General features: G+C 55.4%; 16 protein-coding genes and 1 CRISPR repeat array. Of the genes, 2 read left to right on the top strand and 14 right to left on the bottom strand.

Annotated features, from left to right (window positions below):
- Positions 1–5: 5 nt before the first annotated feature.
- From cas7d to cas6, 3 genes are read right to left on the bottom strand one after another with little or no spacing between them, the layout of a single operon-like run.
- Entirely contained in the window at positions 6–995 is a 990-nt protein-coding gene (gene cas7d / locus ACNO8S_RS16490; RefSeq protein WP_420182804.1) for a type I-D CRISPR-associated protein Cas7/Csc2, read from the bottom strand.
- A gap of 2 nt (positions 996–997) precedes the next feature.
- Entirely contained in the window at positions 998–4,069 is a 3,072-nt protein-coding gene (gene cas10d / locus ACNO8S_RS16485) for a type I-D CRISPR-associated protein Cas10d/Csc3 (RefSeq protein ID WP_420182803.1), read from the bottom strand.
- Positions 4,069–4,812 carry a CRISPR system precrRNA processing endoribonuclease RAMP protein Cas6 gene (gene cas6, locus ACNO8S_RS16480; RefSeq protein WP_420182802.1) on the bottom strand — a complete coding sequence of 248 codons (744 nt, stop codon included), beginning with the start codon at positions 4,810–4,812 and terminating at the stop codon, positions 4,069–4,071. The genes cas10d and cas6 overlap by 1 nt, the downstream gene beginning before the upstream one ends.
- 272 nt (positions 4,813–5,084) lie before the next feature.
- On the opposite strand from cas6, the gene csa3 reads away from it, so the two are divergent.
- Positions 5,085–5,729 carry a CRISPR-associated CARF protein Csa3 gene (gene csa3, locus ACNO8S_RS16475; RefSeq protein ID WP_420182801.1) on the top strand — a complete coding sequence of 215 codons (645 nt, stop codon included), beginning with the start codon at positions 5,085–5,087 and terminating at the stop codon, positions 5,727–5,729.
- A 109-nt stretch (positions 5,730–5,838) separates the two neighbouring features.
- Positions 5,839–8,062: direct repeats of the CRISPR family, unit length 37 nt; unit sequence GTCGAAGCGGTCAGAAAACCCAGCACGGGATTGAAAC.
- A 205-nt stretch (positions 8,063–8,267) separates the two neighbouring features.
- Here the strand turns inward: csa3 and ACNO8S_RS16470 are convergent.
- From ACNO8S_RS16470 to ACNO8S_RS16440, 7 genes are all read right to left on the bottom strand, one after another.
- Positions 8,268–8,450 carry a hypothetical protein gene (locus tag ACNO8S_RS16470; RefSeq protein WP_420182800.1) on the bottom strand — a complete coding sequence of 61 codons (183 nt, stop codon included), beginning with the start codon at positions 8,448–8,450 and terminating at the stop codon, positions 8,268–8,270.
- Positions 8,451–8,839: 389 nt separating this feature from the next.
- The gene (locus tag ACNO8S_RS16465) at positions 8,840–10,066 is read right to left on the bottom strand and encodes an orc1/cdc6 family replication initiation protein (RefSeq protein WP_420182881.1); all 1,227 of its coding nucleotides are present in this window, start codon (positions 10,064–10,066) and stop codon (positions 8,840–8,842) included.
- 693 nt (positions 10,067–10,759) lie between these two features.
- Positions 10,760–11,725 (bottom strand): hypothetical protein, encoded by a 966-nt coding sequence (locus tag ACNO8S_RS16460; protein WP_420182880.1) that lies wholly within the window; start codon positions 11,723–11,725, stop codon positions 10,760–10,762.
- 207 nt (positions 11,726–11,932) lie between these two features.
- Positions 11,933–12,211 carry a hypothetical protein gene (locus ACNO8S_RS16455; RefSeq protein ID WP_420182879.1) on the bottom strand — a complete coding sequence of 93 codons (279 nt, stop codon included), beginning with the start codon at positions 12,209–12,211 and terminating at the stop codon, positions 11,933–11,935.
- Complete coding sequence (locus ACNO8S_RS16450) at positions 12,204–12,344, bottom strand: hypothetical protein (RefSeq protein WP_420182878.1); 141 nt, start codon at positions 12,342–12,344, stop codon at positions 12,204–12,206. The genes ACNO8S_RS16455 and ACNO8S_RS16450 overlap by 8 nt, the downstream gene beginning before the upstream one ends.
- Positions 12,334–12,546, bottom strand: a complete 213-nt coding sequence (locus ACNO8S_RS16445; protein ID WP_420182877.1) for a hypothetical protein — start codon at positions 12,544–12,546, stop codon at positions 12,334–12,336. The genes ACNO8S_RS16450 and ACNO8S_RS16445 overlap by 11 nt, the downstream gene beginning before the upstream one ends.
- Positions 12,543–13,049, bottom strand: a complete 507-nt coding sequence (locus tag ACNO8S_RS16440; RefSeq protein WP_420182876.1) for a hypothetical protein — start codon at positions 13,047–13,049, stop codon at positions 12,543–12,545. Before ACNO8S_RS16440 ends, ACNO8S_RS16445 begins: the two co-directional genes overlap by 4 nt.
- A gap of 145 nt (positions 13,050–13,194) precedes the next feature.
- Here ACNO8S_RS16440 and ACNO8S_RS16435 point away from each other — a divergent pair, with 145 nt between their 5' ends.
- Positions 13,195–13,335 carry a hypothetical protein gene (locus tag ACNO8S_RS16435; RefSeq protein ID WP_420182875.1) on the top strand — a complete coding sequence of 47 codons (141 nt, stop codon included), beginning with the start codon at positions 13,195–13,197 and terminating at the stop codon, positions 13,333–13,335.
- Positions 13,336–13,360: 25 nt separating this feature from the next.
- On the opposite strand, the gene ACNO8S_RS16430 is transcribed toward ACNO8S_RS16435, so the two are convergent.
- From ACNO8S_RS16430 to ACNO8S_RS16415, 4 genes are read right to left on the bottom strand one after another with little or no spacing between them, the layout of a single operon-like run.
- The gene (locus tag ACNO8S_RS16430; RefSeq protein ID WP_420182874.1) at positions 13,361–13,639 is read right to left on the bottom strand and encodes a helix-turn-helix domain-containing protein; all 279 of its coding nucleotides are present in this window, start codon (positions 13,637–13,639) and stop codon (positions 13,361–13,363) included.
- Entirely contained in the window at positions 13,636–14,154 is a 519-nt protein-coding gene (locus ACNO8S_RS16425) for a hypothetical protein (protein ID WP_420182873.1), read from the bottom strand. The genes ACNO8S_RS16430 and ACNO8S_RS16425 overlap by 4 nt, the downstream gene beginning before the upstream one ends.
- A complete protein-coding gene (locus ACNO8S_RS16420) occupies positions 14,151–14,462 on the bottom strand; it encodes a hypothetical protein (RefSeq protein WP_420182872.1) in 312 nt (103 codons plus the stop codon). Before ACNO8S_RS16420 ends, ACNO8S_RS16425 begins: the two co-directional genes overlap by 4 nt.
- Positions 14,462–14,845 (bottom strand): DUF7344 domain-containing protein, encoded by a 384-nt coding sequence (locus tag ACNO8S_RS16415; RefSeq protein ID WP_420182871.1) that lies wholly within the window; start codon positions 14,843–14,845, stop codon positions 14,462–14,464. Before ACNO8S_RS16415 ends, ACNO8S_RS16420 begins: the two co-directional genes overlap by 1 nt.
- Positions 14,846–14,879 lie beyond the last annotated feature (34 nt).

The raw sequence follows: 14,879 nt of genomic DNA, 5'->3' as shown, positions 1-14,879 counted from the left end.
TTGGATTAGCTTTCGTCTGCTGCGATTGCATCGTCGATGAACGACTGGGAGTGGGGTTGTTGAGCTTCAAGCACAGTCTGGAGGTTCTCGTCATCTGTGAGCGCCAGTAATTTATCAAGGATTTCGTCATCAACAGGGGTCTGTGCAATTGTCTCTGCACACGCTGTGTCGTAGGTCTCTCGGACGTATGTCGCTGCTTTGTCAGCATTCAGTGCTGGAGCCTGGACGACATCACCAAGCGTTCGATCACTCTCGCTGGCGAACGAGACAATCGTTTCGGCGGTCAACTCTCGGTTTGACGGCCCCTCTTCAGAGCCAGTGTAGAGGCCGAGGACACGATTGTTAACACGTCCAAGCCGAGTTGTTGCCGCCCCGTAGCGTTTATTTCGGCTCGTGATCGCAGCGACGAACGCCACTTCCGCAGGTGTTGCGTCCCGAAGGGTTATGCTACACGGGAACAGAGTTCCCGGTTCGAAGAAATCCGGCTCTCGAATGTTGGCAGTCGATCCTTTGGCGTACCCCTCACCGGGTGCGTTCTGGAATTTCTCGTCGATACAAGCACTGGCATCGCGGACAGTAAACGCAGTATCGTACATCACTCGTGACGTGACGCCAATGTCCACATCGTCGTCCCCACTAGCAGCACTGCCATAAAGTGCCGACTCGACGGACTGGGGGTTCATATCGTTGACATCCATCGAATCGCTCTGGTCGTACTCCAGTAATTCGCGCTGAATCGCTTTTCCAGTCCGGCGGTCGCTCCCGGTCTGTTTCCGCATGAACATCAGTCCTGGAGAGTACTCGATACTCCCGTCATCGCCAACGACCGATAATGAGGTGATATCTGCGTCCTGCCCATTCGTTGTGAAGACCGCATGGCTCTCCAATTCCCGGAGTACTAACAACGTCGTGTAGTTCGTTCCGGGCGTATTGGTCATGCCATCGATTGGAACAGTGCCATCGTCGAGTGCGTCGGTAATACTGTCTGGAATCATTGTTAGGCTTGATCTGCTGTCTGCTTCTCTGCGCTGTCTTCTTCGTAGTACTCTGCCTCTGCTCGAAGTGTCGCACCGAAGAAACCGTCTGCAAGGTTGTTTTCGAGACGTTTCAGTTGGGAGGGGCGCCCGTCAGCGATCCCGTAGAGGATTTCGTCGACAAAGTATCTCGCGTACTCTTCGATGCGCTCCTGAAGCGGTGTTCCAGCCTCTGACTCCTCGGAACTGACCGGGTAGACTGCGTCGCCAGCCTGCCGGTCGATCATCTTCTGAAGTCGCCCGGAGACACACATCCTGTAGTCTTCTCTGTCGAGTTGTTGTCCTGTCTTCGAGACCGCTTTGACGCTCTCACGGAACACGCGTTCGACACGATGGGGTTTCCGGTCGTGCCCGCTTGCTGGCCGGATGGCATCGTATGCGAGGTCTGCGAGTGTCGTAATGCGATTGTGTGGTGTGTCGCTCATCTGTGAATTGGATTGTCTTATCGCGTTTCGCTGATCGAGTGCGACTGCATACCTCATCAGGGCGGGTATATACGGCCCCTCATCTGAGGTCTGAACAGCACGCTTGAGTAGATACGACCCCGGCAACAGTTCGTTCCGTGTCGTCCGGAGGTATTTTGCGAACAAGGAGTCGTTGCGGTCATTACCCTGAATCGCGTATCCAAGCTTCACAACGGCAGCTGCTGACTGGAGTACTGACCGAAGACTGGTCAGTGGGACAGTCTCTCCGTAGAAACTCGTCACCTGTGTGAACCCACTCCCGATCTTTGCAAACTCTGGGAAGTCACGAGAGCGCATCTCCGGTACAGGCGACGAACTCAGATACACGCGCATCCCAGTGTATGCACTCACGGTGAGGGCCAGAAACGCAGCGAAAAACTGGAACTCAGTGTCGTTATCTGGGTTTTTGAAGTAACCGACCGTCTGAGCACCAAACTGCTGATTACGGTCGAAATGTTGTGAAAGTGACTCAATCATCGTTCGGCCGTTCCCTTCCGGCTGTGTCAATTCGTCCATCACGCCGGTGAACTCTTCAAGAGAGTCGATATCGAACACCCGCTCGGCAAGTCGTCCCAGTCGGACCCGGTTTTCACCAGTGAATCGGTTGACTAAGCGAGAATAGAGTCGCCAAGAGTAGGGTGTGTAAAAGTAGTCAGGAACCAGATGGAAAAACAATCGCCCTTCGTCTCGTCGTGACGCTGCCGTCTCGCGCAATGAGAATTCGATTCGGCAGGTCGAACACAGCAGGAGGTTATCTCGTTTCATTCCACCGACCATCTCCCTATTTGAAAACCCACCCTGTAACGTCGTCAGGGATTGTTTGGATTTCATTGGTCCAAGGTTCCCACCCGCCGCGACGCCACGGCTACACAGCATACAGGTCTTTCCCCGTGATGATTTGACGTATTCGTCGTAAGTATCGACTGTCGCACTCGTGAGAATGAGGTTGCCACCACCAACACGGAGGTTTTCGCCGATGAACGCTTCGACCTCTGCCGACATATCACCCGCGTGTTCGTTCTGAATGAGGGTCCGCCAATCAGTGTCATCGTCAACGAGTGCGGCCAACCCATCCGACAATGTGTTAATGATTTCGTCTTCAACAGTGGGAATTACCGGTCCGGTTCCATGTCGATCGAGAAGCCCTTGTGCAATTGCATACGAGTATTCCCATTTGCCACCACTGGTCAGCTCCGAGGTAGTGTCTTCGGAGAGAGCAACAAGATCCTCAGATAGCTTATCCGGAAGACCGAATACGGTGACAGTGGCTCGAATCAGGTCGTTCGCAGTTCGGTCACTGGGAAGCAGCGGATCGACAAACCAGCTTTTTATTGTGTTCACAAAGCGACCAAGACCGTACTGCTGCTCGGTTTTCTCGTACTCAGTCCCCAGTTCATCTTCCAACAGTTCCATCGACTCTGTGGCAGCGTCCGTGGCACTACTGTCCGCGTCGCCGTCAGTAATCCCCTTCCGAACAACGGCTTGCAACATCGTTCCACTACCAGCGTAGAAAAAGTCGGGCTCGTTCAGACTGTAAAGTCCTTGGGCGCCAACAATCGAGAAGTTTGAGCGCAGTTGATCGACATCGTTGTACGATGGGTGAGAATCGCCGATACTATCCCCTAGCTGTGAAGTGATTGCGGTAACGATGTCTTCGTCAGTCTCTGGCTGGTCTTGATCCGATGGTGCGAGATACACACAGCCATCCTGATACATCGTGAGTAGATGGTAGTTGTATTCCTCTTGTAGATACTCGCTCACGGCCTTGTTCAACAAGTTCGTAAAAATACCACTGACGTGGTCGGTCTGGTGATATGCGAGTTCGACGTTTCCACTGGGGAATGCCTCACGGAATCGATCTTGGACGCGAGTATTCGTCGCTGCCTCCGGTGTCGTGGAAGAAGCCATCGCGTCAGCCAGTCGGATTAGTGGCCGATACTCTCGCCAAGTCGTCGTGACGCGAGTCGAGTTAGCGTTATTAGTCTCGTGATGATCGACGGCGCACGAACGGAACGTCCGCATTGAGAGTGCCGAATCAGGATCGTCTTGACTAGCGCTAAATTCGTCCAGTCCGATTTGCTTGATAAATGGCTCCAGTTCCTTGATTTTGATATCGAACCGTTTATTTGGATTTTCGTCTTCTTCGCGGAGCTTGTGATAGTCATGAGCGACCGCGAGTGCAACGAGATGACGGAGTTTTTCCGGTGTAATCGGTGGAAGATCGGTATTCTCTACTTGTCGACCAAGCTGGTGTAAAAAGTATACTAGATTTCGAGTATGATTGAGCATCGACTGGTCGACTTTGTTGTATTCAACGCTCTTGTTCGGGAGGAACGACCAGCCTGCCTCCACGAGCTGTGGGTCAATTTCTGAAATATATTCGGTTAAAATACTATCCAATTTTGACTCAACAGTCTCCAAGTCAGAGTCCACTCCGAGTTCTTCCTCTGGGTCGTCGAAGAGAGACTGCGAAAACGAGTCAACGCCTTCAGTAGGTACTCCGTCTGAATCGCCATCGCCCTCTGACCCAATTTCATCGAGTTTTGCCTGCATTCTATCGTTGTCGGTCATCAGTCTTTAGCCTCCAAGCTCACCTGCCCACAGCCCCGAGCAACAGCGCTCCCGACGCCCGAGTATTCAGCGAACATCCCGAGCGCCGATACCACATTCTCGACGGACTCACTGGCTCCTTTGAATTCGTAGGCACAGTCACCAGTGAAACCCTGCCGGAAAATATTCCGCGTCTCACCGTCTTCGTTTCTGACGCGGTTGACCAACACTGAATGGGTATCGTACGTGCGTGCGTCGGGTTTCTCGATTACATTCGCCTCAATCGCCTCCCGGCTCAACTCAAACTCCAATTCCTCCGGAGCAGACCGGTTCCACTTCCCTAACAGTGACGAGAATACGGCACCCCGATGAGGAAACATCGTCGTAATTTCACCGGCTTCCTCAATGCAGGTCGCCGTTTCGAAGGACATCTCGATGGTCGGGTTATCCATCGACCCCGCCTCGTCCAGTAGTTCGGCCTGTGTCGTGTTCGTACTCTCGAACTGTTCAACGTGTAATTCCCCGTGGCTCAGCTCGATGCGATCACCTTCCAAGACGAGTGCGTTCACCAGCGCCTGAAAAATCTCGGTGTCGGCAGGGTCTACTACGCCAAGTGTTAGCTGATAGGTCTCGTCTGGTAGGAGCAACTTGTGATAGGCACGGTCACTATCACCGAACACACCGCGAAGGCCACTGCTGTGGAGACTCCCAAGTGACGAGTCATGAATGTGTCCGCTCACGTCCGCATCAACGGCTTCGAGCACACCCAATAGCGCCGAATACACGGAGTATCCGTCCGAGATTGGCACTGGAAACCGAGATGCCGGCTGAGCCGTGATGTGGATTTGGCGCAGTCTATTATTTGCCGAGACTTCTTGTTTGTTCATCAGGTGTGTCCGGGTCATTGACCCAGTACCATCATAAGCGTTTCCCAAAAATGGGACGATTTCAATTTCGTGCAACTAAAATTGAATAGTCGTCGATTTCACTGACACGCAACAGTACTATTTTAGCGGGTCAAAACGATTAGCAGGTAATGCATACATATCTCTCAGCGATTGGGTTTAACAGTACAAGCGTTACCCGGCCGCTGCTAAGTCACGGTGTCGACACCGGCGACACAGTCGTCTTAATACGGCCAAATCAAGAACCAGATTCACGCGCCAAGGAAGCGATTGGGGATGTCGAACGCCTCTTACAGGAGATTGAACCGGACCTCAATCTTACAACAGAACAGATCACACACGGTGATTTTCAGACAGCTGTTTTGGAATGTAGTGATTTGATCCGGGCAGCAGACGGTGAGCGAATTGTTTCGCTCGGTGGCGGAGCACGGGACGTGTTGCTTCCATTCACGATTGCTGCAATGACACACGTTCGATTGCTGTCTGCTGCACTGTTTTTTAGCGATCTTGATGGGACAGTACAGGAGTGGAATCTCCCTCGGTTGACTGCCCAAATTCAACAGACTACGATGTCAACACTCCAGACGATTGCCAATGCAGAGGGGGAGATCTCGATACCCGACCTGACTGCGGAGACTGGCAACTCGAAAAGTACGGTGACACGCCACGTCACCGCACTTGCCGATGCAGGAGCAATCGAGACATGGACAGACGGGAAAACCAAGTTCGCACAGGTGACTCTGACCGGACAATTGCTCCTTCGAGATGATGGCTGACTACGTGGACCTTTATTAAATCAGTGTACAGCCACAGTCGACGTAACCGGGTCTTTGTTTGGCGGGCTGAGAAAGACTTTTCAGCCCTATAACCGTATTTTCACCCCCTGTCGAAGCGGTCAGAAAACCCAGCACGGGATTGAAACGCGTATCTCGTCTAAATGCACGTCTCGCGGCCTATCCGTCGAAGCGGTCAGAAAACCCAGCACGGGATTGAAACTCTTCGATGCGGATGCGGGCCTGGTCGTCGGCCTCGTCGAAGCGGTCAGAAAACCCAGCACGGGATTGAAACACTGTCGTGAGTTCGTCTGGACGGCCGCTCATTGGAGTCGAAGCGGTCAGAAAACCCAGCACGGGATTGAAACCATGGGATCCCAACCTCTACCGCCATGGAAACGTGTTGTCGAAGCGGTCAGAAAACCCAGCACGGGATTGAAACCCCGAGAGCGGTCCCTGATTGTACCACGTATGCGGGGTCGAAGCGGTCAGAAAACCCAGCACGGGATTGAAACTTGTGGTTGGGACCGTCAGCGTGTACGTCGGTGATGGTCGAAGCGGTCAGAAAACCCAGCACGGGATTGAAACCGCCGTCGACTGTGCAATTGTCACAACTTCGTAGCCGTCGAAGCGGTCAGAAAACCCAGCACGGGATTGAAACTCGACCGGCCGCCGTTGGTCCACATCGAAACCCAAGAGTCGAAGCGGTCAGAAAACCCAGCACGGGATTGAAACGAGGTGGGTCGCGTCGAGTTGCCGGGACTGTTCGGTGTCGAAGCGGTCAGAAAACCCAGCACGGGATTGAAACCGAGACTCTTGGGACTCTATTTCGGCGTCGATTTTGTCGAAGCGGTCAGAAAACCCAGCACGGGATTGAAACTGACAGTGTTGCCGTCGGTCGGCTGATGCACGATATGTCGAAGCGGTCAGAAAACCCAGCACGGGATTGAAACAGCGCAACAGCGCCGCTGGGGCTGGCGGAATTGGGCGTCGAAGCGGTCAGAAAACCCAGCACGGGATTGAAACAAAGTGACCTGCTGAACGATACCCGTCGCGTCAGCAGGTCGAAGCGGTCAGAAAACCCAGCACGGGATTGAAACCAGGCGTTCAGGACGCGCCCTTCCAAGCGTTTCTCGGTCGAAGCGGTCAGAAAACCCAGCACGGGATTGAAACTCAGTGATACGAGCGGTGACGATGACAGCGGCGGCGGTCGAAGCGGTCAGAAAACCCAGCACGGGATTGAAACACGCCGACGACGCTGTCGTGACCGTCGACGACGGTCGAAGCGGTCAGAAAACCCAGCACGGGATTGAAACTACATCCGAGACGAGGGGCCAGTTGATGTTGATGATGTCGAAGCGGTCAGAAAACCCAGCACGGGATTGAAACTGTCCGATATCGACATCATCGGACTCTCCAAGGGGGGTCGAAGCGGTCAGAAAACCCAGCACGGGATTGAAACAGGATATGTATGCGCTGAACAACCTCCAGGGCAAACTGTCGAAGCGGTCAGAAAACCCAGCACGGGATTGAAACACGACGAGGACTGTGTCGAGAAGTCCGTTGTTCGGGTCGAAGCGGTCAGAAAACCCAGCACGGGATTGAAACAGGCACGCCAGATGTGCAAATCGTGCATTGACGAGCGGGTCGAAGCGGTCAGAAAACCCAGCACGGGATTGAAACTGGACGTGAGCGGCTGGCGAGATGTCGAGCGCATTGTCGAAGCGGTCAGAAAACCCAGCACGGGATTGAAACCGTGTTCTCGCTACGGAACCCGTCACCTCCACACCGTCGAAGCGGTCAGAAAACCCAGCACGGGATTGAAACTGGCAGGGTGAATATCACACCCATGTTCTCCGACCGGTCGAAGCGGTCAGAAAACCCAGCACGGGATTGAAACCCGAATATGTCGTTTCATTTGGAACCCCTGTTTCGTCGAAGCGGTCAGAAAACCCAGCACGGGATTGAAACATTCTCGGGTGCCACTGCCTGCTTTCACGTTGGGACAGTCGAAGCGGTCAGAAAACCCAGCACGGGATTGAAACATATTGCGGTCCGCATCGTAGGAGTCGACCTCGTAAGTCGAAGCGGTCAGAAAACCCAGCACGGGATTGAAACTACCGATACTGTCGTTGAACACGTCGAGCACGTAGGTCGAAGCGGTCAGAAAACCCGAACCGGGATTGAAACAGCGATGCGAGCGTAAAGACGCCGCCGAGAATGGCGTCGAATCGGCCAGAAAACCCGAACCGGGATTGAAACCCAGCGGGTATGACAAGACGGACAGTTATCTTAAATCGTCGAAGCGGCCAGAAAACCCGAATCGGGATTGAATGTCGGCACTGCGGGTGAGCGATTAGCGACAGCACAAGCGTGCCGGTCGGGTGCTGCTCTGGCCACTCATTGAGGTGATTACTGCCTCCCCAACGTCAGCTCATCGGCGTGGTCAACCCTCAGTACTCGTCAAACGACATAGCTAAAGCTAACAGACCTGGCGATGGCGTGCTCGCGGGCGTGCTGAGAGCGGTTCAGTGAGGGGAGTCAGTCAGCAACGGTGCCTCCATCAGTCATTGCCGATGGCTGCTGGCCGCCACCATAGGAACCCAGCGTCGTCTCACCGCTGTCAGCAAGCTTCGAGTCGCTATCGGCGTTCGCGAAGTGTCGAATCGTCTGACCCATATCGGGGTGGTCGATTTCGAGTTCGGTCAGATTCAGGCGCAGCACCTGTTGTCTGTCTGGTTTGCCAGTCCCGATCCCGAAGTGCTCAGCGGCTTCTTACATCACTTCATGCATCATCGGTCCGAAATCTCGTCGTCAAACACCTCCTGGCGAAGCTCCCGCTCAGGGAGCGTCACGTCCGTCGGCAACGTTGCCATTGCGCGGCGGTGAAGACGACGAGACCCTTGATTGTGCAAAGAGCCAGTTCTGGAGTGCACACACCACCGTTACATGTGAAACGCCTACCATCGGACACACCACTCTTTCAAGTGAAGCACTCACTGTAACCACACCACGCTTGCAAGTGGAACAGCGACCGTCAGACACACCACTCTTTCAAGTGAAGCCGTTGCCCCGCCCGCTACGCACCTTCACTTGAAAGGGTGGAGTCCCTTTCATCCAACGTTGTTCATAGCGGCAATGTCACGGATTGTATCGATCTCCGTTGTGAGATGAAGGACATCAGACATCGCCTCAATGGCGCTTGTAAACGGAACATCAAGCTCGTAGTTGTAGTAGTTCCCCCGAGAACCGCTCCGATTTTCGTGGGCTGAGAGGATGCCTAACATCCGAAGGTCTGAGAGGTGGTTATGGAGCGACCGCTGGCCGAGCGCATCGGTTTCAGAGGACTCACAGAGTGACCGATACTCCTCGTAGAGGTCACGAGTGCGACAGGGCGTTTCTTCTTTGGCTGCTTTCGAAATCACTGCCAATAGTGCAAGGCGGCCATGCGTCGTCAACTCGCGCATTCCCTCTTCGACTCGTTCTTGTTCGAGTTGTGAGCGGGCATCCTCGATATGCTCTTCTTTGATCATCTCAGCTTCCCGGTTTTCCGCGATTTCACCACCCAACCGAAGGAGATCGAGCGCCTGCCGGGCACTGCCACTGTCTCTGGCGGCGAGAGCAGCACACAACTGCAACACACCGGTATCGGTTGACCCATCCGTGACAGCGACTTCGACACGTGATTCGAGAATGTTTTTCAGTTCTGTCGCATCGTATGGCGGGAACTGGAGTTCCCGCTCACAGAGTGTGTCCTGGACACGAGGGTCGAGCTGGTCACGAAATTTGAAATCGTTGCTGATGCCAATAACGCCAACCTTTGCCGAGTCGAGATTCCCGTTGGCTCTGGCTCGAGGAAGCTCATAGAGCAACTCATCTCGGTCGCCGATTGAATCAACTTCATCAAGCACGATGAGAATGGTCCCGCCAATGGCCTCAAGCTCCTGATAGAGCTTTTTAAACACGGTTTGCTGTGGATACCCGGTCGTACTGATTTCGCCGCCGGATGGACGGAGTTCATTGACGAGCTCCACAGCGACCTGATACGAGGAGTTGAGCGTCTTGCAATTGAGCGAAATAATGGAGAGATCGATGTCATCGTACGCAGCGACGTCGTCCTGAAGTCGGTCAAGAAGGTAGTCGGTGACGGCTGTTTTCCCGACACCCGTATTTCCGTAGAGAAAGATGTTGTTTGGTTCCCACCCATCGATCACCGGCTGGAGAGCGTTCATATACTCCTCAATTTCTTCATCCCGTTCCTCAATCCGGTCCGGTTGGTAGGACTCCCCCAGGGCGTCTTTGTTCCGGAAGATGTTTTGCTTCCGCTCGAACCGACGCATAGTGAATCTTTCACAAGTGGGGTATATAAAACCACCTCTGCATCTGTTTCAAGTGAAGCCACTCACACACACCACTGTTTCGAGTGAAGAACTAGAGTAGAGTATCTAGTAGAACAACAGTCCACTGTTTCATCTAAAGCGCTGACATGACTGTACTGTGCTGCAATCCTGATTCTGGTGTTACTAACTCTGTAACTCCCATTTATGGTCGATCCGTGATAGTTGGCTGGTTCTTGGATCTCTACCGGGGACTCCACCATTCACCCGCTTCACTTGAAAGAGTGGTGTGTCTCTCCCCCTGCCTCTCACTGTCTCATCTCGAAGTTGGTGCTCTCAAGCTAACCAACATCTAGCGTCAGTTGGGGAAAGTGTTAGTTAGTTATGGTCGTGACTGTGGAATTTCAGGCGCCACTGCCTTGACGGAGTATCTGACAGTGTTGTCAGAAAGAACAGAAGGAGTATGTCAGATAGAATCGTTCGTTCTCAGACTTCTTTTCCTACACCTCATAGAGGGAAGGAAAAGGGAAGTCGTTTCACGTCACTCTAACGAAACGAGAACAACCGTAAGTTACGTACCACATTCGTGTGGATTTTATCGCAGGGGTCTAGTGGGGAATTCGTTACCGCTCTTGTCGACCACCTCCATCTGACACGCTACTCGCGAGTGTGCTGACAACACTGTCAGAACGCGTCTCAGTCATCCGCGTTCACCGCTGTTGCCTGATTCAGCTGATCGAAGTCCGTCGTGTTTGACGGCTCTTCGGCTGTATTCTGTTTGTTCTCGTGTTCACTGCCGGTTCTGACATCGGCGTCAGCAGTGTCTGCGTTGTGGACGCTAGCTTTCATCTTCCGCTTTGGAACGGTCAGAGTATGCGGTTTCCCGGAGCGGAAGTTGATCAGTCCATGGTCGGAGCACTTATCGATGTCAACGCAGTCCCTGTGGGCGTCACCATCGACGATTGTGAACCGCTGGACATCGCGCATGACACGCCCGGCTGTCTTGGAATAGGACTGTGTCTTGACGCCATCCAGCAGGCCTTCGTCTTCAAGCACCTCCACAGCCTGTTCAGTGTTCATCGTGAACTTCTGGCCGTCTGGCGTGACGTTCTGGTTCGTCTCGCCGCTGGCCTTATTCGCGAACCGCTCGTACAGCGCCGCGGCACGTTTCTGTGACTTGCTGAGCGATGCGTCGACGCCGGAGTTCAGATCAACCATCATCCGGTGCAGCGGGAGCATATTCTCCCGGCTCTTCTCCGAGGTGCCCTGATTCTCAGCAGCCGGCTGGGTGTTCGTGACCGACTCTTTCACCGTCCCGTGCTCCTCGACGAACGGCTCAATGTCGCTTTTTTCCACGCCGGGCTCTGGATTCCCAAACACCAGGCGGTTGAGATTCTTTCGGCCCGTCTTGTTCGAGGCGATGCTGTTGCCGACCGGCACGCCGCCGACGAACAGGTTCTCAATCTCCTTTGTATCACCGCGATATTCAATGGACTCTTGCTCGGCAACCTCCGTTTCGAGCTCATCAACGCGCTCGCGAAGCCGTTCGTTCTCCGTTCGTAGGTGTGAGACCTCTTCGACGAGGTCGGCAACAACATCCCGAAGGCCGTTCGAACTCTCGGGCAGTTCCTCGGCAGTTGATGGAGAGTTGTCGATGCTCATTGGGCACCTCCCGTGCGTGGACCGCTGACTGCGCCGTGGGCGATGCCCTCGGACGTTCCACTCAGCACGGCGCGATTGGTAGCAATCGCACTGTAGGTAGTCGGCTCGAGCTGGGAACGGTGGCCCCTTCTCAGGTGCGTTGTATTCTCGTAGTGTCTTCTCTGTCCTGCGACTTGCACGTGCGGTGAGTTAGAACCGCCAGCAGCGTCAGACATTGGTATCATCCTCGACAAGACTGCGAACGACATCGGCGTTTGACCCGCGAGCGATACTGACACGGTCAGTAGCGACGTTGACCATCTTCTCGGACGACTCGACAAGCACGCGTGGCGGGGCGTCGTATTTCTCATACGTGTAGCGCTCGCGAACGATCCCGAGCAGCGAACCGCCGCTGAGTCGGTCGACTTTCACAGGCGTGCCGACATCGGCGGGTTCGTCAGCGCGCGCCTTGCGTTTGACCGGCGTGCCCTGGCTGGCTTTACTCATCGGCCCACCCCCGCTTGCGAACTTTCCCGAGCGCATCGAGCAGCACCGCCTCGGTGTCGGCGTCTTCTTGGTCGGCAACGAGATCGGCGACCTCGACGACACGGTCGACGGTGGCGTCGAACTCACTCGCCATCGTTGCCCTCCTGGTCGCGTGGTCGAAGGTGGACGACGACAGTGCCCAGCTGGATACGGTGCTGGACCTCAGTCACCCGGTAGTGGTCCGTATCCCAGGTGACGATCTCGCCCTCGCGAGGAATCGCGGCGCCGTAGTGCTCGATTGTCTCGGTGAAGCTCTCCGGCGTGTCGGGTTTCTCGACGAGTTCGAGGCGGGTCATGGCTGTCCCCCGTCGTACTCAGACCGGATATCAGCGAGTCGTGCGGACGCCCGGGTCCGTTCGGTCACCTCGACGATCTCCCAGTGCCAGACGTGGTCCTCAGGTACGTCGTCGTCGACGTCCCACTCCGGGGACCACCACTCAGTGTCGGGCCGAACCGTGTATCGCGGCCCGTGGGGCGTTACTTCGACAGCGTGGATTTCACCGGGAACGGGCACGTCGTCAGTGTCGAAGTCTTGGAAGAGCCCGTCCTCTTTGAGCCGGTATCGATGCTCGTTCTCGTAGCGAACGCCGAAGCCTTGCTGGAGGGTCTCGGCTGCGTTCCCGAGCAACTCCCAGCCGTCGGGAGTCTCGTCAACGGTGCCAACAGCCTCGAAGCGGCGCTCGGTGTCACCATCGAGATCGACGACAGCCCGGTGGCACGGACAAATGCGCGGGTCCGTCGTTTCTGGCCCCGCCATCTGGCGCGTGCAGCGCGGGCACTGGTAGAGGATGGCGGCCATCTACGGCTCACCTCTGGTGGCTGACTTACTTGCGGTTACTCGGCTACGTTCAAGAACACCTGTTAGAAGCCTTCTATAGCAGGTGGAAGCCGTATATTTCGTCTGCCCTTGTACCTTTAATATGGAATTCAGGAAAATCCCACATATGGATGGAACATTCCTTCCCGAATGGATTATGGCTGTCAGTAGCGTCGTTGCAGTTGTTGTCAACGTGTACCAACTAGGCAGCGATGATGACGACAACGAGGATGAACGGCGAGGCGGTGGTGCTGTAATCGAGTTCTGAGGGGCACACCGCTGTTCAATACCGTTCATGAGCCAGTGTTCACCTCCGATAGCTCCGATGCAAGGGCCTCGCCGCTGTCAGTCAGCCCATAGAACCGTCCCTTTCGAACATCTTCAGACACCAGCAATTCGACGTGGCCCTTCTCTTTGAGCTCTTGGAGCGCCCGGGAGATGTGTGCGATATCGCGGTCGGTTTCCTCTGCGATGGTCGACGGCGTTGCGGGGCCGTCCTGGAGGGTTTCCACAGCGACTTCTCGGTTGGCACTCGATGCGATGTAGGACAGTTCGTCGTAGTTGACACTCATGCCAGATCACGCTCCTCAAGAAGTTCGTCACGGCGGCCGTACAGCGCCTCACTGTGGCACTTCTCGCATGGGACGCCACTTTCCAGCCGCTCCCGTGCGGCCTGTGTCACTGCCTGTGGATCGGATACCTCGGTGAACCCGGTCCACTGTTCGTTGGCAATCGGGAAGTAGTGGGCAGCACAGTAGAGGTGGAACTCAGCCTGGTCGTTCCACCAGATGTGTGTCGCCTGCGGGATCTCGTCTTCGTCCAACTCGGCGTCGATAGCCTCCATCAACCGGTCTTGGGCGTCGAAGAACCGCTCTACAGTACCGGGTTCTGCTTCGGCAAGGTCGACACCCTCGAACGATTTGAGTTCGTCGAGGATCGCATCGATATCGTCGTCGGAGACACGCCCGCCGTCGGTTCTCAGCTCACGAACTGGTCCGCCGATGCCTGCGACCGCGTCGGCGTCGGGCCAGCGCTCGTCGAGTGACCGGCCGTCAACATCGTAGTGGTTGCCGTGGCCAGCAGTCATGCTGACCCTCCCGTGGAGTCTTCGGAGTTCGTGAAACCGTGTTCTTGAAGCACATCGGCCGGTGACCGACCGGACTGGCCGTGGTTTCCTCGCGGGTCTGGCTCGCCGTTCATCTTCGCCGCACAGACACGACAGAGCCCGTAGCGTTCGCGGTCGCTTTCGTCGGCGATGCGAAACGCTTCGGAACCACTCGTGGTATGGTTGCACAGCGGCTCCGGGTCATCACGGGTGGATTCCGGTGCTGGGTGATGGACTTTGGCGTCGTTCCACTGGGATTTCGGCTTGATGTAAAACTCGTCTTGGTCCATCAGCAGTCACCTCCCGTCGTCCGGTCAGCGAGGTCGTTCAGGGCGTCGACGGCCGGCCCCGTCTCGGCGGTCGCACAGACTGTGCCGTTAGCTTGGTTCCAGCGGACCAGTCTGGTGTCGTCCAGTTTCGAAATGTGCGTCTGATACAGAGATACGTACACGCGCTTGCGTTGTTGGGACTGGAGTTGGTCGCGGTCAGTGCCGACTTCCGCAGCGGCGACGATCTCCGCGAGGTCGGTGAGTTCCAGTCGGCCGTGCTCGTTCACCGTCCGGAGGCATTGCCGTCGGCGTTCGGACTGAGCGATATCCAGCAGGGCGTCGAATGGGACGCTCACTGCCGGTGGCTCCGACTCGTCGCCGTTAGAGAGGAGGCGTTTCAGCATCCCGCCACCCCCGCAGCGACGGTGCTGGTTTCTG

This window comes from Haloarcula sp. KBTZ06 (assembly GCF_048595605.1).
In the GTDB taxonomy this organism is placed as follows: Archaea; Halobacteriota; Halobacteria; order Halobacteriales; family Haloarculaceae; genus Haloarcula; species Haloarcula hispanica.
Note: the sequence above shows the minus strand (reverse complement) of the source record. Positions and strands in the feature narration are given on the sequence as shown.